Below are 19,808 nucleotides of genomic sequence, written 5' to 3' on the forward strand. Positions count from 1 at the left end.
TAAACCTGCGAATAAGATTGCTGTACTTCGCTTTTCTTTACAAGCAGGATGACCCTGCGCTGAGGCTAACAGTAGACTCGTTTTTATTCTTTTAAACAAATAACTGCTCAACTGCTGGTTAAGGTTGTGTTATTATTGTTAAATGTGGAAAAATAATGCGCCTACTTAATGATTTCTTAACATTGCGAACGGATGTTTTGATTTTTTATTATATATTTTTGCTGCCAATTAACTATTTGGGTGCGCATTGCACATTACTTATAATATTTACTTCAAAAAGTATGAAGAAAACTCTACTATTTAAATTAGTAGTCCTCATTTTCGCTTTTGCCGGGATAATCTTCTCCGCAAATGCGCAGGTTACTACATCTACCATGTCAGGAGTTATTAAAGAGACCAAAGGTGCTCTTCCTGGTGCAAGCGTACGCGCTACACACGTTCCAACCGGTACTGCATACACCACTACTACATCAGCAGATGGCCGTTTCACCATTACAAACATGCGTTCGGGTGGTCCTTATACAGTTGAAGTTACTTTCATCGGTTACCAGGCTTATAAATCTGAAGGCATTTTCCTTAAATTAGGAGATAGTTACGCATTTAATGCTACACTAAATGATGATGGAAATCAGTTGGAGGAAGTTGTTGTTGCTGGTAAAGCGGATAAAACATTTAACAGTAAACGTATTGGTGCCGCTACCAACATCAGTAAAGAACAGCTGGAAAAATTACCCTCAATTTCACGTTCAATCCAGGACTTTACACGTTTAACACCTCAGGCAAACGGTAATTCATTTGCAGGAACAAATAACAGGTTTAACAGTATCTCTATTGACGGTGCTGTAAACAATGACGTATTTGGTTTAGCCGCTAACGGTGCACCGGGTGGCCAGGCTGGTACACAGCCAATATCACTGGATGCGATCCAGGAGATCCAGGTGGTACTATCTCCATATGATGTATCTAACGGGAACTTTGCCGGTGGTGGCGTTAACGCTGTTACCCGTTCAGGAACAAACAGGGTTGAAGGATCTGCTTATTTCTTAACCAGAAATGAAAATCTGACAGGTAAGAAAGTTGGTGATGTCAATCAAAAAGCTGGTGATTTTACCAACTCAACTTACGGTTTCAGAATTGGTGCCCCAATCATAAAGAACAAATTGTTCATTTTTGTGAATGCTGAAAAGACCAAGAACACAGCACCAACCACATTCAATGCCGGTGATGCTGGTTCTGTTTTGACTGTTGCTGATGCAAACACTATTTTAAATACCCTGAGAACAAGATACGGTTATGAAGGTGGCTCGATCGATGCAATTGATGCTGAAACAAAAAGTGACAAGATTTTTGCACGTATTGACTGGAACATCAACTCTAAAAATCAGTTGACCATACGTCACAATTATATCAAGGCTTCTGATGATAACATTTCCAGAAGTGCAACTGCATTCCGTTTCGGTAATAATGCTTATAAGTTTAATAACGAGCAGAACAACTCAGTTCTCGAATTAAGAAGCCAGATCTCTGAAACATTATCAAATAACCTGATCATAGGTTATTCAAGAATCAGAGACAGCAGAGATGCAGTTGGACAGCTTTTTCCTCAAATCAGAATTAACGGCTTTTTAGGTGGCGCATCGGCTGTTGTAGGATCAGAGGCTAGCTCCACAGCTAACTCTCTGAACCAGGATGTTTTTGAATTTTCTGATAACTTCAAGATCTTCGCAGGTAAACATACTTTTACTGTAGGTACGCACAATGAATTTTTTAAATTCAAAAATGTGTTTTTAAATAACTATGCAGGAAGTTATGCATATAATAACCTTGCAGACTTTTTAGGAGGAACCGCTAAGCCGGTAACTGCAGCTGCTACGTATTCAGTTGTACCCGGTGATAATAAACCAGCAGCTGCCTTTGATGCTGCACAATTAGGATTCTATTTCCAGGATGAGATTGAAGCGTTCACAGGCTTCAAATTAACCGCTGGTTTAAGAGCTGATGTCCCAATGATTTTTGATACCCCACCGGCAAATCCGCTGGTACCTGTAGCTTTCCCGAATAACCGCACTGACCAAACTCCGCAAAGACGTATATTGGTTTCACCACGTGTAGGATTCAACTGGGACCTGACAGGTACAAGATCTATCCAGCTGCGCGGAGGTTTTGCTTTACTGACAAGCCGCGCACCTTTTGTATGGTTATCTAACGGATTTACCAACAATGGGGTAGTTACTGGTGCCGTAAATGCTACAAACAGCACAGGAACATTTATTCCTGATCCGGCCAATCAACAGGCTGCAGGTGGTAGCGTTACTACTTATGAGGTCAATCTGATCAACAAAAATCTTAAATTACCTCAAACCTGGAGAAGCAACATCGCATTGGATGTAAAACTTCCGGGCGGAGTATTGGGTACTTTAGAAGCTATTTACTCGAAAACAGTGAATAACATTATTTATAGCAACATCAACTTAAAACCGGCTACTGCAACAATCCCTGCAGCCTTAACTGGTGGTAATGATACACGTCCCCTGTTTAATTACAGCGGCAATAAAGTAAATTCAACATTTACGAATGCATTCTATTTAGACAATACCAGTAAAGGTAGTTCATATAACCTGACTGCAGAACTGAAAAAAGGGTTTGACTTTGGTTTATACAGTACGATTGCCTATACTTACGGGCAGTCACATGATGTGAATTCAGGTACCAGCAGTACTGCATCGTCGAATACCAACTTTGTACAAACTACTACAGGACCAAATGATGCTCCTTTAGCGATTTCTAACTTTGATGTACGTCACAGGATCGTAGGTAGCTTAAACTACTCGATCTATTATGGTAAACAAAAATCTTCCGGTACAACAATTTCATTGGTTTATGTAGGTAAATCTGGTACGCCATTTACTTATTTATATAATGGTGACCTGAACAATGATGGGGCTAACGGGAATGATCTTTTATATGTTCCGCGTAACCAGAGTGAGATCAGGCTTTCGCCTCTCGCAGCGTCAGGATCTCTTCCTGCTTTAACTGTAGATCAGCAATGGGCTGACTTAAATGCTTTCATTGAAAGTGATCCTTACCTGAAAAAACTGAGAGGACAGTATACTGAACGTAATGGTGCAAGAATGCCATGGGAACACCAGTTTGACTTAAGACTGATGCAGGATATCGGTACGATCTTTAAAGGTTCTAAAAACACACTTCAGATCTCATTTGATATCATTAACATTGGTAACCTGTTAAACAAAGACTGGGGCCATCTTTACTCTCTGGGTAATAATGCTTCTACTTTAGTGAATTACCTTACTGCTAATGGCGGATCTTACACTTTTAGAAAACCATCTACTCCTACGGCTTATTCGGTTGTTCCTTTTGCCTCAAGATGGCAGGGGCAACTTGGTATAAGATATCTCTTCAACTAAGTTAGCTTAATTGAATTTTAAAGGCCATCCTTAATCGGGTGGCCTTTTTTGTGTGCCTCTCTACCAGGTGTTTAAGCCTTCTTAACAGATTTGTTACATGCATCACTTTTTTGTCATATTAGGCTTAACAAGATTTCCCTAAATAAATTTTCTGTTTATTTGTAACCGAATGAACGTTCAATTAGAAGATAACTACGGAAAAAGAGAGGCCGTCTTAAAGAGTACACTCGCTCTGATTAAAGAGTATGGCTTCCATGGAACGCCTATGAGCATGATTGCAAAACATGCGGGAGTAGCGGCAGGAACGATATACCATTATTTCGATTCCAAAGAAACGCTGATTGTGGAATTGTATATCCACGTTAAAGACAGACTGGCAAAAGCTATTTTAGTTTATGATGACAAAAAACTGCCTTATAAAGACCGCTTTTTTAATCTGATGATCAATCAGTACAATTTTTACATTGAGAATCCCGATGCACTGGTCTTCCTGGAGCAATATGTCAATTCTCCGTTTGCAAAAAACTACCCTGAAAAAGAGAGCCAGCTATTTATAGATAAGGTACATACGTTTTTCAATTATGGCATAGAAAATGCTTACTTCAGGAATATTGACCCTCGTTTATTAGCACCTACAGTGAAAGGTACATTAGTCGCCGCAGCAAATTTCCAGTTATCTGAGCACATCGTGTTTTCCAAAGAAGACCTGATTGAAGTCATCAATATTGTCTGGGACGGAATCAAAAGGCAAAATTTACAGCACATTCAATACCCTTAATATATATGAAATCTTACAATCTACTAACAATGTTCTTCTGCATACCGCTTCTCCTGCCAGGGGCAATGTATGCACAGACAACCGTCAAAGAGCAGCCAACATTAAACAATGCAACACTTCAGGAATGTATTGATTATGCCCTTGGTAACAGGCCCGGTGTGAAACAGTCAGTAATCGATGAAGAAATTGGCGAAACGGAAATCAAATCAGCGTTATCGGGTTGGTTACCGCAGATCAACGGAACAGGAACAGCTAACCATAATTTTAAACAGCAAACGTCTGTATTAACAAACAATGGACAGCAATCCCTGATTACCGTAGGTGCCAAAAATACATCATCGTTTGTATTACAGGCAGATCAGCAAATTCTAAATGCCGGACTGATCCAGGCCTCCAGAACTGCAAAGTATTTCAGACAGCAGTACAAACAAAATACAGAGAATACGAAGATCAACACCATAGTTGACGTGAGTAAAGCTTTTTATGATGTTCTGACCAGTAAAGAGCAACTCAACATTATCGCTGAAAATATTGCGCGTTTAGAGAAACAGCTGAAGGACGCAAGTTCACAATACGAGGCCGGGCTGGTAGATAAGACAGATTTTCAAAGGGCGCAAATCAGTCTCAGTAACTCCAGGGCAGACAGAAAAAGAACTGAAGAACTGCTGAAATATAAATATGCTTACTTAAGAGAACTGATAGGATATAGTGCTGATAAGGACTTTGGCCTGTCCTATGAGACAAATGCAATGGAAAAGGAAATCGATGTGGACACAACGCAGATGATGACCTATCAGAACCGTGTAGAATATCGTTTGCTGCAAACCCAGCGTGAATTGCAAAGGATTAACACCAGTTATAACAAGCTGGCTTATTTGCCTACACTGTCTGGTTTCTATAATTACAGTTTCAACTATCAGAATGCTACGATCAACGGATTATATGATACCAATTACCCTGGTTCCATTGTGGGTTTAAAACTGACTGTTCCCATCTTTCTTGGTGGTAAACGTACGCAGGAAATCAGAAGATCGAAATTACAGGAAAGCAGGATAGACCTGGATCTGCAAAATTCGAAAAATCAGATCAATACGCAGTATGAGCAGGCGATGGCAACATATAAAGCCAACCGCAATGACTTGAATACCAACAGGTCTAATGTTGATCTTTCCAGACAGGTATACAATACCATGAAACTTCAGTATGATGAAGGTATCAAGACCTATCTGGACCTGATGACTGCAGAAACTGATCTTCGTACAGCGCAGATCAATTACTTAAATTCATTATACAATCTTCTTTCATCAAAACTCGACGTAAAACAAGCATTAGGTACTATAACAGTTAATCCATAACAGACATGAACACACATTACATAAAATTAAGCATTGCAATTCTTGGTTCTATCGCCTTGGCATCCTGCGGTGGCGGAGATAAATCTGCCCAGCAGCAGGGACCGCCTCCGGCTACTCCTGTAAGTACCTATACCGTAGCGGAACAGCCTGTAACAACTACCGACACCTATCCGGGTATTGTTGTCGCCTTAAACGAGGTTGAACTGCGCCCGCAGGTGGGAGGTTATATTACTGCGATCTATATTAAAGATGGTCAGAAAGTAACCAAAGGTCAGAAATTATATGAAATTGACCGTACAAAATATCTTGCAGCTTACAACTCTGCAAAAGCAGATGTAGCTGTAGCAAAGGCAAACCGCGATAAAGCAAAAAAAGATGCCGACCGTTATACAAAACTTGCTGCACAGGAAGCTGTGGCCAAGCAACGTGTGGATTACGCACTGACAGATCTGGCAAATGCCGAATCTCAGGTTGCAGCAGCACAAGCGAATCTTGCTTCTTCTGCAAACGATTATCAGCGTTCCGTTATTGTTTCACCTTTAACGGGAACCATTGGTATTTCACAGGTAAAACTTGGGGCTTTAGCTACTGCAGGAAATACGCTTTTAAACACCGTATCTACAAACGACCCGATTGCTGTTGATATCTCTGTTACACAGGCTGAAATCCCACGTTTTATAGCATTACAAAAAAGTACTTCTGCCGTTAAGGATTCACTGTTCAGCATCGAGATGCCGGATAAAAGTGTTTACAAACGCCGTGGAAGAATTGTTGCGATCGACCGTGCGGTTGATCCAACTACAGGTACGATCAAAGTGAGGATCAGTTATCCTAATGAAGGCGGCAACCTTGTTTCAGGAATGAACGTAAACCTGCGTGCCTTAAATAAAGAAATTGGTAACCAGGTAGTAATACCTTATAAAGCTGTAACTGAGCAGTTGGGCGAGTTCAACGTAATTGTCGTTGGTGATAGCAGCAAAGCTGTTCCAAGAGTAATCAAAGTTGGAAAACAGGTTGAACAGAACATCGTCATCAAAAGCGGACTGAAAGTAGGGGAAGTGATTGTAGTTGATGGTGTACAGAATGTTAGACCGGGAGCTGTGGTAAAAGCAGTATCTCCTGAAGAAGCAAATCAGACAGCCGGCGCAGCAGCACCAGCAAAAAAATAGTTATTAAAAGATTTTCAAGCATATGATATCAGAAGTATTTATAAGGCGCCCGGTCACGGCAATCGTCATCTCCATCTTAATCGTACTGATCGGGACTATTGTGATCACCACATTGCCGATCAGTCAGTACCCAAGTATTGCCCCGCCAACAGTTACAGTTACCGGTACCTATACAGGCGCGGATGCCCAGACTGTGGAGCAAACAGTAACCACACAGGTGGAAAGTCAGATCAACGGTACGCCGGGAATGAAGTACCTGCAATCCAACAGTACGTCTGACGGACGTTCGGCAATTACCGTTACATTTGATGTAGGGAGCAATGTCGATATTGCTGCGCTGGATGTTCAGAACAGGGTAGGTATTGCTGAGCCAGGTTTGCCTGAAGCGGTGAGGCGTTTGGGTATTACAACCAAAAAAGCGAACAATGACATCCTCATGGTAATCGATTTGTACTCTCCAAAAGGTACATACGACCAGAAGTTTATCTCCAACTATATCAATTTATATATCAAAGATGCGCTTTTACGTATCAAAGGTGTGGGTGATGTACAGGCCTTTGGTCAGCCCTTTAGTATGCGTGTATGGCTTGATGCCAGCAAAATGAGCAGACTGGGATTAACCCCGGCTGACGTTTCTGCTGCCATCAACGAACAAAACACACGTATTCCCGGTGGTAGTATAGGCGGAAGGCCTCAGAGCAGTGCACAGACATTCGAGTTCTCCGTGGTAATGGACGGTGACTTAAACACTGAAGAGCAATTTAGAAATATCGTGATTAAAACCGGTACAGATGGTTCACCTGTTTATCTGAAAGATGTAGCAAGGGTAGAGCTGGGTGAATTTGCTTATCCGACTACCTCTAAGGTAAACGGTAAAGTAGCTTCCCTGCTGGCAATTAACCAAACTCCTGGTGGTAACGCTGTGGAAACGGCCGATGGTATCGAAAAGACAATGGCCGAGCTTAAAAAGAACTTCCCAAAAGATCTGGACTTTGTAGTAGGTTACGAGACTGTATCCATTGTTAAGGTATCCATCAGTGAGGTGGTACATACTTTAGTAGAAGCACTGATCCTGGTAACGATTGTGGTATTCTTCTTCCTGCAAAGCTGGAGGGCTACCCTGATTCCTGTACTGGCCATTCCTGTATCCATCATTGGTACTTTTATTTTCTTTACCCTGCTGGGCTTCTCCATCAACGTACTGACGATGTTTGGTTTTGTACTAGCGATTGGTATCGTGGTGGATGATGCGATTGTTGTGGTTGAGGCCGTCCAGCATTATATGGACCATGAAGGGCTTTCTGCACCTGATGCAACACGTAAGGCAATGGCAGATATTACCGCTCCGGTAATTGCGATTGCATTGATCCTGGCTGCGGTGTTTGTCCCGGTAGGCTTTATCCCCGGATTGGTTGGACTGCTTTATCAGCAATTTGCGATCACAATTGCGGTTTCGGTATTGTTATCTGCCTTTATCGCACTATCGCTTACTCCTGCACTATGTTCATTGCTGTTAAAGCCGATGCACCTTTCTGAGGAAAGCAGAGGACTGAACAAATTCTTCTTTAAATTTAATACCTGGTTTGCTAAGGTTACCAATAAATATTCCAACGGCGTAAAATGGGCGCTTAAAAAAGCACCATTGGTGATGATTATCCTGGCGTGTATCTATGTAGGTACCGTGGGGCTTTTCATTAAGAAACCTTCAGGATTTATTCCAACGGAAGATGCGGGTATCTTCATCATGGGGGTTACACTTCCTGAGGGTTCATCATCAGCCAGAACTGACCATTTCATGGACAGGATTACTGACAGTATCCAGAAGAAACACCCTGAAGTACAGAATATCTCGGCGATCAATGGTATCAACATTCTGAACAGGTCGTTCAAATCGAATGCCGGTACGTTCTTCGTTCAGCTAAAAAACTGGGATGAGCGTGATAATGATATCCAAAGTGTATTAACAGACGTTTCAAGAATGTTTGCAGGTGATAAAGAAGGTAGTTTAATTGCGGTAACACCGCCTCCAATACCAGGTTTAGGTATCAGCGGTGGTTTTACCCTGCAAATTCAGGAACAGCAGACCGGTGATATCAAGAAGTTTGAAGCCGTAGTAGGCAAGTTCCTTGCAGCTGCGAAGCAGCGTCCTGAGATTGGAATGGCGTATACGCTGTTTAACGCCAGAACACCAAACTACAAGTTTCATGTAGACCGTGATAAGGCAAAGAAAATGGGTGTTTCAATTGGTGATGTATACAGTACGATCTCAGCTTATCTGGGTAGTAGCTATGTCAACGACTTTACCAAGTACGGCCGTAGTTTCAGGGTAGTCACACAGGCGGACACAAATTTCAGAAGCAGTATCCAGGACATGGATAAATTGTATGTGAAGAACAACAAGGGTACTCCGGTTCCGATCAATACACTTGTTACTTCTACAATTGCAGAAAATGCCGCGATTATCAATCACTATAACCTGTTCCGATCAATAGAGGTCAGCGGATCTGCAAAACCCGGAAGAAGTTCTGGTGATGCATTGCAGGCCTTGCGCGAAGTAGCGGCACAAACACTTCCACCAGGATATATCTTTAATTTCTCCGGACTAAGTTTGGAAGAAACTGAAGCTGGTAACAGTACAACGCTGATCTTCGGACTGATCGTTGTCTTTGTATTCCTGCTGCTTGCAGCATTGTACGAAAGCTGGTCGGTACCGTTCTCGATCCTGTTGGCAGTACCGCTTGGTTTATTCGGTGCAATCCTTGCGCTGATCTTCCTTCCGAAGCTGGATAACAATATCTATGCACAGGTTGGTTTGATTACCCTGATTGGTCTTTCCGCGAAAAACGCGATTCTGATTGTAGAGTTTGCGAAAGAGCGTGTTGACTGGGGGATGGAACTGATTGCTGCAACTATTGAGGCTGTTAAGCTGAGGTTGCGCCCGATCGTGATGACTTCACTCGCGTTTATCCTGGGGGTTATTCCACTGATCATCTCTACAGGCGCAGGTGCGGTATCACGTCAGACAATTGGCTGGACAGTGGCTGCAGGTATGCTTTCGGCAACAATCTTAGCATTGTTCATTGTTCCGGTACTGTTTGTACTGATTACCAAACTGGCTTACGGTAAGAAAAAACTTGCAGAACTGCAGGCGAATTACAAACCTGAAGACCACGAGGATACCTTACACGCAGATTAGTCATTCAAAAAGGACGATTTGCTTCGTCTGTAAAGAAACAGCCGCATCATATGTTTATATGTTGCGGCTGTTTTGTTTATTTAAAAATATTTAACCACGTAATGGCATAACTGTAATAAGTTGGGGCTAAGATAGCGAATCAGAATGAAGAAAAGTTAGTTGCAGATAGTAATCCTTTTGCGTTAGCGGTGATTGCGGCGAAAGCGGCGCTGATGCTGGGAAATGCAGATGATGATGGAGAACGTGATCTGCGACTTCTATAAAAGAAAATTGCTGAGGTTATTCATCTCGAAAAAAATCCCAAAAGAAAAAATCGAAGCGCTGCTTTACTTTCTTCGCTTTTATATATTTATTTGAAAATAATGATTATAATACTAAATTTGATAATGAAGTAAAATTATTAACTTTTGGTAATAATGTTAGTATGAAAATAGAAGAACAATTAATAGAAATCTGGAAAAGAGATGCAACAGAGCAAGATTTGCAAGAAGGTTTAGAAAAAGGTTTGCAGCAGGGTTTGGAAAAAGGCCAGGAAACTGGTCTGAGAAAAGCCAAGGAAAAAGAAGTACTTAATTTGATCGCAAAACTGGGGTTCTCAACTGAACAGGCTGCGGATTTTGCTGAGACACCTGTTTCGTACGTAGAGGAATTACTACTTGCCCGGCATGATAAGCTGAACTAAGAAATGGCTTTCGGGCTCCGGTATTCAAAAATATATTGTTTGTGTATTGCTTTATATTGCTGCGTTGTTGGAACGTCGTTGGATTATCCCTGATAGGGCGTTGAAAGGTTTTTTTTGCTTCCAACACCCTGTCAAGTACCTATAAAAGTAGGTTCAGCACAAAACAATACACGGGCAATACCCGGAGCGTACTATTCGTAGTTGAAGTTTCCTTTTTCGCTAATGATGGTAACTTGTTTTTTGCCGGCAGATTCAACTCTTCCGATGATCTGCGCATCGATATTGAAGCTTTTGGAGATGGCAATGATATCTCCGGCAATCTCCTGAGGCACATAAAGCTCCATTCTGTGGCCCATATTAAATACCTTATACATTTCCTCCCATTCCGTTCCTGATTGTTCCTGTATCAGCTCAAAAAGCGGTGGAACAGGGAACAGATTATCTTTAATCACATGAATGTCGTTGTTGATGAAGTGAAGCACCTTAGTTTGTGCGCCGCCACTGCAATGAACCAGCCCATGGATCTGTTTTCTGTGTTTCTCCAGTACTTCTTTGATGACCGGAGCATAAGTACGGGTAGGGGATAATACCAGTTTTCCGATCGTGATCTCTGTGTTTTCATCAATCCTGATTTTATCGGTCAGTTTCTTACCGCCGGAGAAAACCAGACTAAAAGGTACAGCGGGATCGAAACTTTCAGGATAGCTGTTTGCTACAGATTTATCAAATACATCATGGCGTGCAGAGGTGAGTCCGTTGGAACCCATTCCGCCATTGTATTCCTGTTCATAAGTTGCCTGACCTGATGAAGAAAGGCCAACAATGACATCTCCCGGCTGAATATGGTGGTTACTGATAATATCTTCACGTTTGATCCGGCAGGTAACGGTAGAGTCTACGATAATCGTACGCACAAGATCGCCTACATCGGCAGTCTCGCCGCCAGTGGAATATATTGATATCCCCATCTCACGCAGTTCTGCGAGGATTTCTTCAGTTCCGTTGATCACGGCGGCAATTACTTCCCCGGTGATCAGGTTCTTATTCCTGCCAATCGTAGAGGATAAAAGGATATGGTCAGTTGCACCTACACAGATCAGGTCATCCAGGTTCATGATGATGGCGTCCTGCGCAATCCCTTTCCAGACAGAAATGTCGCCGGTTTCTTTCCAGTATACATAAGCCAGAGAGGATTTGGTGCCTGCACCATCAGCATGCATAATATTACAAAAAGCATCATCATTGCCCAGGATATCAGGGATTATCTTACAAAATGCCTGTGGGAAAATACCTTTATCTATGTTTTTGATGGCTTGGTGCACATCTTCTTTCGAGGCAGAAACGCCACGCTGGTTGTACCGGTTATCACTCATATTGCTGCAAAGATAGGGAAACGCATGAATGTAGACGATTCAGGCGTAAAAAAAATAACCTCTGCTTTTTAAGGGCAGAGGTTACAATTCATTAGATCAGCATATTCTATTTTAAAAATAATAATTCTCTGAATTTAGGCAACGGCCAAACACTGTCGTCAACCATTTGTTCCAGTTTATCAGCATGGTAACGAATCGTATCGAAATGAGATTTCACATGCAGATCGTAAGCGATCGCTTTTTCTCTGTGATCTTCAACGCCGTTAGCAGTTTTACGCTCTTCAAGCATGGCATCAATGCTGTTTTTAACAACAGCAAGATGTTCAGATAACTTGTTGATGATAGAAAGAGGAGTTTCCAATGCTTCTTTACCCAAGCCAACTTCTTTCAGGCTTTTTGCGTTTAGCAACAGTTCATTCTGGTAAGCGATAGCTGCAGGAATGATCATTGTGTTTGCTACTTCACCCATTACCCTGGCTTCGATCTGAAGTTTTTTGTAATAGCTTTCTAAAAGGATCTCATGACGGGCATGTAGTTCACGTTTGCTGAAGACGTTGTTTTTCTCAAATAATTCAGTTGATTTATCAGAGATATAGGCATCTAAGGCTACGGGAGTAGTTTTGATGTTGGCCAAACCACGTTTAGCAGCTTCATCTTCCCATTCCTGGCTGTAACCATTTCCTTCAAAACGGATATCTTTAGATTCTTTAATATATTTTTTGATCACAGTTAGCAGAGCGATATCTTTTTTCTCTCCTTTTTTGATCAGTTTATCTACATCAATTTTGAATTTGATCAGCTGATCTGCCATGATTGTGTTCAGCACAGTCATAGGAGCTGAAGAGTTTGCAGATGAACCTACCGCACGCAATTCAAATTTGTTACCTGTAAAGGCAAACGGTGAAGTACGGTTACGGTCAGTATTGTCTAACAGGATTTGCGGGATTTTAGGGATACCTAACCACAAAGCGTTGTCTTCTTTGATCTTTTTGCTGATGCGTGAGTGCTCGATTTCATCTAACACTTCGTTTAACTGCTGACCTAAGAAAATAGAGATGATCGCCGGCGGCGCTTCGTTTGCACCTAAACGGTGATCATTACTTACCGAAGCAATACTTGCTCTTAAAAGATCTGCATGCTCATGGACAGCTTTAATGGTGTTCACAAAGAAAGCAAGGAACATCAGGTTGTTTTTTGGTGTTTTTCCCGGAGCCAGTAAGTTTTTACCGGTATCAGTGATCAGCGACCAGTTGTTGTGTTTACCTGAACCATTGATGCCTGCATATGGTTTCTCGTGTAATAACACTTTGAAATTATGTCTGCGGGCAACTTTTTCCATCACATCCATTAACAACTGATTGTGGTCAATTGCAAGATTGATTTCTTCATATATAGGAGCGCATTCAAATTGTAATGGCGCAACTTCGTTATGACGGGTTTTCAGGGGAATACCTAATTTCAGTGATTCATTTTCAAAATCAACCATGAAAGTGAAAACACGTTCAGGGATAGAACCGAAATAATGGTCATCCAGTTGTTGTCCTTTGGCAGACATATGACCGAATAAAGTACGGCCTGTTAATGCCAGGTCAGGACGGGCGTTGAATAAGGCAAGGTCTACCAGGAAATATTCCTGCTCAATACCTAAAGAAGCAGTTACCTTGCTGATGCCTTTATCAAAATACTGACATACATCAACAGCTGCTTTATCCAAAGCATTTAATGCCTTCAATAAAGGCGCTTTATAATCCAGGGCTTCGCCTGTATAAGCTACAAATACTGTAGGGATACATAATGTTTTTCCAGCTTTGCTTTCCATAATAAATGCGGGTGAGGAGGGATCCCATGCAGTATAACCTCTTGCTTCAAATGTATTCCTGATACCACCGTTCGGGAAACTTGAAGCATCCGGCTCTTGTTGTACTAATGCACTGCCAGCAAATTTCTCAATTGCACCTTCACTGCTTGGCTCAAAAAATGAATCATGTTTCTCTGCTGTTGAACCTGTCAACGGCTGAAACCAGTGAGTATAATGTGTTGCACCTTTAGACATCGCCCAATGTTTCATTGCGGTAGCAATCTGGTTTGCATCATCCTGATTGATTAATTCCCCTTGTTCGATAGCAGAGATTAATTTCTCATAAACGTCTTTCGACAAGAAATCTTTCATTTTCTTTTTATCGAACACATTAGAGCCGAAAAACTCAGAAATCTTAACCGAGGGGGCTACAACTTCTGGGGAAACTCTATTTTGTGCTTCTTTTAATGCATTTGTTCTTAAGCTTTTCATTAGTTTCTTTAAAATTTGACCAAAAATAGAATTTTAATAATTAAATAATCAACAATTTCATGTAAAAAATTCAAATATCTACAACTTTGGTGGGGAATCTTTGTTTCATAACTTATCCCCTAGTCAGATTTCAGAATTTACATCCCTTCTGATACACCGTTAACAGTAGTATCAGGGCGGAAATCTCCTTCTATTTAATCTTTTTTCGTTATGGAATCCAATAACTTATTACATCATGTGATTGAACTTAATTCTAAACATGATCATTAATATTTCAACAGATCTTTACAAAACCAGCTGGACTGAGCTGGTTTTTAAAAACAGGAACAAAGCCTATGGCGCGTACAAACTGCGTGCAGAGTCGTCATCAATTACCGTCAGGTCAATTTAATAGTGGCCCCGGCGTTTATCCTGCTGGCCGGCCCCGGTATTTACAGGAAACTTTATCCTGAACCTGTCGTAACTGAAGTTGCCATACGTACTTTTGATGAACCGCCTGTCCTTCCGCCCGTAACACGCAAACCTCCTGCAGAAAAGACAGACCTGCCGAAAGCCGATCCTGCACAGGAAAAACTTAAAACGGTGAAATTACCCTCCCGTATAACCACAGTGGAACGGCCGGAAATTGAAGAGGCGCCACCTGCTGTTAAAGACCTGGAAGATGCGGTGGTCGGCCAGCTGAGCCAGGCCGGTGCTGCTACCCATGAATCCGCTGCACCTGCTGCGGTAAACCGGTACAGGAAATGCCTGGGTTCCGGCTGAGGACAATTCGTTATATGATTCATCAGTTCTGGAAAAGTACCCTGAATTTGAAGGGGGAATGGCGGCATGGGCAAAGTTTATCCAGAATTTAAGGTATCCGGATGCTGCCCAGGAGGTGGGGTGCAGGGAAAGGTATTCCTGAGTTTCGTAGTGGAGAAGGACGGATCGGTATCGGGCGTCTCCGTCATCAGGGGGATCGGCTCCGGATGTGATGAAGAGGCGATGCGCGTCATTAGGAAATCGCCAAGATGGAAACCTGGCATGCAGCATCACAATCCTGTGCGGGTACGTTATACAATGCCGCTGTCTTTTATGTTCGGCCAGTAAATAGATTTGAATAATATGCTTACGATCGGGGCCGGTGCAATTGCCGGCTCTTTTTTTATCTTTGCAGTATGTTAAAGAGAATCCATCATGTTGCCATTATTTGCTCAGATTATGAACGGAGCAAAGATTTCTATGTGAATATATTAGGCCTGACGGTTGTGCAGGAAGTTTACAGGGCAGAAAGAAAGTCTTATAAGCTGGATCTTTCCGTTGGAGGGCTGTACCAGATTGAACTTTTCTCTTTTGAGAACCCACCTGTAAGGCCTTCAAGACCGGAATCCCGCGGACTGCGTCATCTGGCTTTTGAAGTAGACGATGTTGCTGCCGTAGCCGCTACGCTGAACTCCAGAGGAGTAAAAACTGAAGCAATCAGAATTGATGAGTACACGGGAAAACAGTTCACTTTTTTTAGTGATCCTGATGGTTTGCCGCTTGAACTTTACCAGTCCTGATATGGGAAGCATTTTCAAATTTAAACAGTTTGAGATCAACCAGGACGGCTGTGCAATGAAAATAAATACCGATGGCGTCCTCTTGGGCGCCATTGCTGTTCATGAGCACCCGCATCACCTGCTGGATATTGGTACCGGAACGGGTGTCATTGCAATGATGCTTGCGCAGCGCTTTATTCATGCCAGGACAGATGCCGTAGAAATAGATGCATCTGCAGCCGCGGCGGCGGATAAAAACTTTCAGCATTCTCCTTTTGCGGACAGGATGCAAGTATATTCGGTTTCGTTTGAAAAATTTACTACTGAGGTAAAATATGATCTTATCGTTTCCAATCCCCCATATTTTATCAATGACCTCAGGAACGTGGAGAAGCGTAAAGAAATCGCCCGGCATACGCATGAGGATTTTTTCGATCTGCTGCTGCGAAAGGCAGCGGCAATGTTGAGTGTCACAGGTGCACTCTGGATGATCCTGCCGGTGAAACAGGCCGAAAAGTTGGCAGTAAATGCGGTGTTATACAAACTCTATCCTTCCCGCATTGTCCATATTCATTCAGATGACACTAAATCTGCCTTCCGGCAGATCATTTGCATGGACTTTAACCGGCATCAGCAATTGCAGGAAGAGCATGTTTATATATACAAAGCGAAAGACCAATACACAGACCAGTATAAACAATTGCTGAAGGATTTCTTCCTTGCATTTTAGTTTTAAAAAGACCGTTATGAAGAAAATAGGATTAATATCAGATACACATGGTTATCTGGACGATGCAGTGTTCAAACACTTTGAATCCTGCGATGAAATCTGGCATGCCGGTGATTTCGGGCCTGATGTAGCAGACAAGCTTGCAGCATTTAAACCGCTGAAAGGTGTTTATGGAAATATAGACGATAAACTCATCAGGGCCGAATTTCCGGAGCATTTACGTTTTAACTGTGAAGAGGTGGATGTCTGGATGACGCATATCGGCGGATATCCGGGTAAATATGCCCCTAACATCAGGGCAGAAATTTACAATAAGCCACCAAAACTTTTTATTACCGGTCATTCACATATTTTGAAAGTGATGTTTGATCCGAAAATCCAATGCCTGCACATAAATCCCGGAGCAGCAGGCAAATCGGGGTGGCATAAAGTCAAAACTTTAATTCGTTTTTGTATTTCAGATGAAAAAATACATACATTAGAGGCCATAGAGTTAGGTAATAGATAACGTATTAAATACACTAAGTAAATTATGGCGGGGATAAAAACATTAGGACAATTCATCATCGAGAAACAAGCAGATTTCTCTTATGCAAAGGGCGAGCTTTCCAGGTTATTGCGGGATATTGGCATCGCGGCCAAGATCGTAAACAGGGAAGTGAACAAAGCCGGTCTGGTAGACATTCTCGGAGAGGCAGGTACGATCAACATCCAGGGAGAAGGACAGAAAAAACTGGATATCTTTGCAAATACGCAATTTATCTCTGCACTAACCAGTGGGGGAGAGTGTTGTATCGTGGCGACTGAAGAAGAAGATGAATTTGTACCTATAAATTCTCCGGTATCAAAAAATGCGAAATACATTGTTTGTATAGACCCGCTGGATGGCTCCTCCAATATTGATGTGAATGTTGCCGTAGGTACTATCTTTTCTATCTACCGCAGAAAATCTACTGAAGGAATGGCGACACTGGCCGATGTGCTGCAAAAAGGCACAGAGCAGGTAGCTGCGGGATATGTGATCTACGGATCATCTACCATGATGGTTTATACTACTGGTAAAGGGGTGAACGGTTTTACACTTGATCCCTCTATCGGTGAATTCTGCCTGTCACACCCGGACATGAAAATGCCGGAAGACGGCAGTATATATTCCATTAATGAAGGGAACTATGTGCATTTTCCGAAAGGTGTAAAAAAATATATCAAGTATGCCCAGGTGCATGATGCTTCAACAAACAGGCCTTATACATCGAGATATATCGGCTCTATGGTGGCTGATATTCACCGCAACCTGATCCTTGGCGGTATCTATATCTATCCCACTACTGCGAGTTCACCAAACGGGAAACTGAGGTTGTTGTATGAATGTAACCCGATGGCTTTTATTGTGGAACAGGCTGGTGGTTTCGCTTCAGATGGCTTTAAGAGGATCCTGGAAATAGAACCTGTTGAGTTGCACCAGAGGGCCTCTATTTTTATCGGTTCAAAGAAAATGGTAAGGATGGCCGAACAAATGATGACAGAATTTGCGGTTGAAGCAGGCGAGATTAACCTGTAACCGTGATCATATTATAATAAAGTACTCCTGTTTCTTTCAGCCTCGAATTCAAAATCGATTTCGAGGCTGCTTTTTTGTTTGCCGGCCGCTACTGCAAGTACATCGCAGCGTTCGTTTTCGGGATGGCTGTTATGGCCTTTGATCCATACAAACTTCACATCATGGAGTTTATATACCGCAAGGAAACGCATCCACAGATCTTTATTCTTTTTACCCTGAAATCCTTTTTTTACCCATCCAAACACCCATTTTTTCTCTACAGAATCTACTACATATTTTGAATCTGAATAGATGGTAACCTGCTCTCCTGGTTTTTTGATACTGCTGAGCCCTACAATTACGGCCAGTAATTCCATCCTGTTATTGGTGGTCATGCGGAACCCGCCACTCAGTTCTTTGTAATGGCTGCCCGATCGGAGAATTACTCCGTAACCACCAGGACCTGGATTGCCGCTTGCTGAGCCGTCGGTATAAATTTCAATCATTTTTATGTCCGTGATGTGGTCCCTTTATTTTAAATTTGTCTTTAAACAAAAAAAGCAGCCGTTTCAGGCTGCTTTCAAAACTTGGGTGGAATATGGGGCTCGAACCCACGACCCTCGGTACCACAAACCGATGCTCTAACCAACTGAGCTAAAACCACCATGTTTTTCAGTTTGACAAAAGTACAATTTTAATATGTCTATACAAATCTTTTTGAAGAAGAATTTGATTTTTTTTTTAAACAATTCATAAACAGGTTCTTGCATTTAAATAAATTTTTAAAAAAAATATTGTTTGAGGTCTGCCGCGGCAAAATACGGGCATAAGTCTGCATATATGTATTTAAACGCATGTTTTGCCTGCACAACATTTCATCTTGATTTAACATTTAAATGTTAAATATTTACTATTAACCTAAAAAAGAATGTTCAAACTTTCGTTTTATTCGAAAAGAATATTACATTTGGGCTTACCCTTTCAAGGGTATGTTTTTCATAGGTAGATGTAGGGCCGAAAATTTATTTTCGGCCCTTTTTTGTTTATGTACGTTATGTATCTTTATCCATCCTATGAATAAGAAGAAAATCATTGTATCAATCACCGGTGCCAGCGGTTCAGTCTATGCTAAACTATTAATGGATAATTTGCTGCAGCTGTCTTCACAAATTGAGAAGGTAGGTGTGGTCATGTCGGACAATGCCAAAGAAGTATGGCGTTTTGAACTGGGCAATAGTGATTATGATCACTATCCTTTCGATTTCTATCAGAAAATGGATTTCAATGCACCCTTCGCTTCCGGCTCCGCTAAATTTGACACCATGATTATTATTCCCTGCTCCATGGGAACGCTGGGAAGGATTGCACATGGCATATCAAATGACCTGATCTCAAGGGCTGCTGACGTGATCTTAAAGGAGCGCCGGAAACTGATCGCCGTAGTACGGGATACACCTTTCAGTCTGATCCATATCAACAATATGAAAACGGTGACTGAAGCAGGCGGGATCATTTGTCCTGCAAATCCTTCGTTTTATAGTATTCCCAAAACTATTGAAGACGTGGCGCAGACCGTGGTGAGCAGGGTGATCGATCTGGCGGGGCTTGAACAGGACAGTTACCGCTGGAATGATAATAATTCATAGAATTTGACAATCCGCTAATCGTTGCTATACTGTAAGCTCATCTAAATGGTTATCTTTGCATTTTGGATGGCTCCTCTGATGCGGTCAATAAATGGCACTGA

17 protein-coding genes and 1 tRNA gene are annotated in these 19,808 nt (G+C 42.0%); 14 read left to right on the forward strand and 4 right to left on the reverse strand.

From position 1 onward, the window contains the following. Positions 1-281 precede the first annotated feature (281 nt). The 6 genes from BLW16_RS08645 to BLW16_RS08670 all read left to right on the forward strand — a co-directional run bounded on the left by BLW16_RS08645 (position 282) and on the right by BLW16_RS08670 (position 10,608). Entirely contained in the window at positions 282-3,428 is a 3,147-nt protein-coding gene (locus BLW16_RS08645; protein WP_090556192.1) for a TonB-dependent receptor, read from the forward strand. Positions 3,429-3,597: 169 nt separating this feature from the next. After that, entirely contained in the window at positions 3,598-4,206 is a 609-nt protein-coding gene (locus BLW16_RS08650; RefSeq protein WP_090556193.1) for a TetR/AcrR family transcriptional regulator, read from the forward strand. Positions 4,207-4,211: 5 nt separating this feature from the next. After that, positions 4,212-5,561, forward strand: a complete 1,350-nt coding sequence (locus tag BLW16_RS08655) for a TolC family protein (RefSeq protein WP_090556194.1) — start codon at positions 4,212-4,214, stop codon at positions 5,559-5,561. Between the two features lie 5 nt (positions 5,562-5,566). Next, positions 5,567-6,730, forward strand: a complete 1,164-nt coding sequence (locus BLW16_RS08660) for an efflux RND transporter periplasmic adaptor subunit (RefSeq protein ID WP_090556195.1) — start codon at positions 5,567-5,569, stop codon at positions 6,728-6,730. Between the two features lie 22 nt (positions 6,731-6,752). Continuing rightward, positions 6,753-9,926, forward strand: a complete 3,174-nt coding sequence (locus BLW16_RS08665; RefSeq protein WP_090556196.1) for an efflux RND transporter permease subunit — start codon at positions 6,753-6,755, stop codon at positions 9,924-9,926. Positions 9,927-10,350: 424 nt separating this feature from the next. Next, positions 10,351-10,608, forward strand: coding sequence for a hypothetical protein (locus BLW16_RS08670; RefSeq protein WP_090556197.1), 258 nt, complete (start codon positions 10,351-10,353; stop codon positions 10,606-10,608). A gap of 191 nt (positions 10,609-10,799) precedes the next feature. Here the strand turns inward: BLW16_RS08670 and BLW16_RS08675 are convergent, their stop codons facing one another. Together BLW16_RS08675 and BLW16_RS08680 are read right to left on the reverse strand one after the other, a co-directional pair. Beyond that, complete coding sequence (locus tag BLW16_RS08675) at positions 10,800-11,981, reverse strand: AIR synthase related protein (RefSeq protein WP_090556198.1); 1,182 nt, start codon at positions 11,979-11,981, stop codon at positions 10,800-10,802. A 106-nt stretch (positions 11,982-12,087) separates the two neighbouring features. Further along, positions 12,088-14,271 (reverse strand): glutamine synthetase III family protein, encoded by a 2,184-nt coding sequence (locus tag BLW16_RS08680; protein ID WP_090556199.1) that lies wholly within the window; start codon positions 14,269-14,271, stop codon positions 12,088-12,090. A 259-nt stretch (positions 14,272-14,530) separates the two neighbouring features. Here BLW16_RS08680 and BLW16_RS23860 point away from each other — a divergent pair, with 259 nt between their 5' ends. From BLW16_RS23860 to fbp, 7 genes are all read left to right on the forward strand, one after another. Beyond that, positions 14,531-14,662, forward strand: a complete 132-nt coding sequence (locus BLW16_RS23860) for a hypothetical protein (protein WP_262497156.1) — start codon at positions 14,531-14,533, stop codon at positions 14,660-14,662. A 2-nt stretch (positions 14,663-14,664) separates the two neighbouring features. Then, entirely contained in the window at positions 14,665-15,033 is a 369-nt protein-coding gene (locus BLW16_RS08685; protein WP_090556200.1) for a hypothetical protein, read from the forward strand. Between the two features lie 66 nt (positions 15,034-15,099). Further along, on the forward strand, positions 15,100-15,360 hold the full coding sequence (locus BLW16_RS08690) for an energy transducer TonB (protein ID WP_090556201.1): 261 nt from the start codon (positions 15,100-15,102) through the stop codon (positions 15,358-15,360). A gap of 68 nt (positions 15,361-15,428) precedes the next feature. Further along, positions 15,429-15,812 carry an SMU1112c/YaeR family gloxylase I-like metalloprotein gene (gene gloA2, locus BLW16_RS08695; RefSeq protein WP_090556202.1) on the forward strand — a complete coding sequence of 128 codons (384 nt, stop codon included), beginning with the start codon at positions 15,429-15,431 and terminating at the stop codon, positions 15,810-15,812. A 1-nt stretch (position 15,813) separates the two neighbouring features. Then, on the forward strand, positions 15,814-16,521 hold the full coding sequence (locus BLW16_RS08700) for a tRNA1(Val) (adenine(37)-N6)-methyltransferase (RefSeq protein ID WP_090556203.1): 708 nt from the start codon (positions 15,814-15,816) through the stop codon (positions 16,519-16,521). Positions 16,522-16,537: 16 nt separating this feature from the next. Next, positions 16,538-17,029 (forward strand): metallophosphoesterase family protein, encoded by a 492-nt coding sequence (locus BLW16_RS08705; RefSeq protein ID WP_090556204.1) that lies wholly within the window; start codon positions 16,538-16,540, stop codon positions 17,027-17,029. Positions 17,030-17,053: 24 nt separating this feature from the next. After that, entirely contained in the window at positions 17,054-18,082 is a 1,029-nt protein-coding gene (gene fbp, locus BLW16_RS08710) for a class 1 fructose-bisphosphatase (protein ID WP_090556205.1), read from the forward strand. A gap of 11 nt (positions 18,083-18,093) precedes the next feature. On the opposite strand, the gene rnhA is transcribed toward fbp, so the two are convergent. After that, the gene (rnhA, locus tag BLW16_RS08715; RefSeq protein WP_090556206.1) at positions 18,094-18,567 is read right to left on the reverse strand and encodes a ribonuclease HI; all 474 of its coding nucleotides are present in this window, start codon (positions 18,565-18,567) and stop codon (positions 18,094-18,096) included. 83 nt (positions 18,568-18,650) lie between these two features. Further along, a tRNA-His gene (locus tag BLW16_RS08720) sits at positions 18,651-18,726 on the reverse strand. Between the two features lie 408 nt (positions 18,727-19,134). Between BLW16_RS08720 and BLW16_RS08730 the strand changes: the two genes are divergently transcribed. After that, complete coding sequence (locus tag BLW16_RS08730; RefSeq protein ID WP_090556208.1) at positions 19,135-19,707, forward strand: UbiX family flavin prenyltransferase; 573 nt, start codon at positions 19,135-19,137, stop codon at positions 19,705-19,707. Positions 19,708-19,808: the final 101 nt, after the last annotated feature.

Origin of the sequence: Pedobacter hartonius (genome assembly GCF_900107535.1) — a bacterium.
Taxonomy (GTDB): domain Bacteria; phylum Bacteroidota; class Bacteroidia; order Sphingobacteriales; family Sphingobacteriaceae; genus Pedobacter; species Pedobacter hartonius.

What these genes read in the sequence shown, in the direction of transcription:
- BLW16_RS08645 (WP_090556192.1), top strand. Translation starts at nt 282, where the DNA reads ATGAAGAAAACTCTACTATTTAAATTAGTAGTCCTCATTTTCGCTTTT.
- BLW16_RS08650 (WP_090556193.1), top strand. Translation starts at nt 3,598, where the DNA reads ATGAACGTTCAATTAGAAGATAACTACGGAAAAAGAGAGGCCGTCTTA.
- BLW16_RS08655 (WP_090556194.1), top strand. Translation starts at nt 4,212, where the DNA reads ATGAAATCTTACAATCTACTAACAATGTTCTTCTGCATACCGCTTCTC.
- BLW16_RS08660 (WP_090556195.1), top strand. Translation starts at nt 5,567, where the DNA reads ATGAACACACATTACATAAAATTAAGCATTGCAATTCTTGGTTCTATC.
- BLW16_RS08665 (WP_090556196.1), top strand. Translation starts at nt 6,753, where the DNA reads ATGATATCAGAAGTATTTATAAGGCGCCCGGTCACGGCAATCGTCATC.
- BLW16_RS08670 (WP_090556197.1), top strand. Translation starts at nt 10,351, where the DNA reads ATGAAAATAGAAGAACAATTAATAGAAATCTGGAAAAGAGATGCAACA.
- BLW16_RS08675 (WP_090556198.1), bottom strand. Translation starts at nt 11,981, where the DNA reads ATGAGTGATAACCGGTACAACCAGCGTGGCGTTTCTGCCTCGAAAGAA.
- BLW16_RS08680 (WP_090556199.1), bottom strand. Translation starts at nt 14,271, where the DNA reads ATGAAAAGCTTAAGAACAAATGCATTAAAAGAAGCACAAAATAGAGTT.
- BLW16_RS23860 (WP_262497156.1), top strand. Translation starts at nt 14,531, where the DNA reads ATGATCATTAATATTTCAACAGATCTTTACAAAACCAGCTGGACTGAG.
- BLW16_RS08690 (WP_090556201.1), top strand. Translation starts at nt 15,100, where the DNA reads ATGGGCAAAGTTTATCCAGAATTTAAGGTATCCGGATGCTGCCCAGGA.
- gloA2 (WP_090556202.1), top strand. Translation starts at nt 15,429, where the DNA reads ATGTTAAAGAGAATCCATCATGTTGCCATTATTTGCTCAGATTATGAA.
- BLW16_RS08700 (WP_090556203.1), top strand. Translation starts at nt 15,814, where the DNA reads ATGGGAAGCATTTTCAAATTTAAACAGTTTGAGATCAACCAGGACGGC.
- BLW16_RS08705 (WP_090556204.1), top strand. Translation starts at nt 16,538, where the DNA reads ATGAAGAAAATAGGATTAATATCAGATACACATGGTTATCTGGACGAT.
- fbp (WP_090556205.1), top strand. Translation starts at nt 17,054, where the DNA reads ATGGCGGGGATAAAAACATTAGGACAATTCATCATCGAGAAACAAGCA.
- rnhA (WP_090556206.1), bottom strand. Translation starts at nt 18,567, where the DNA reads ATGATTGAAATTTATACCGACGGCTCAGCAAGCGGCAATCCAGGTCCT.
- BLW16_RS08730 (WP_090556208.1), top strand. Translation starts at nt 19,135, where the DNA reads ATGAATAAGAAGAAAATCATTGTATCAATCACCGGTGCCAGCGGTTCA.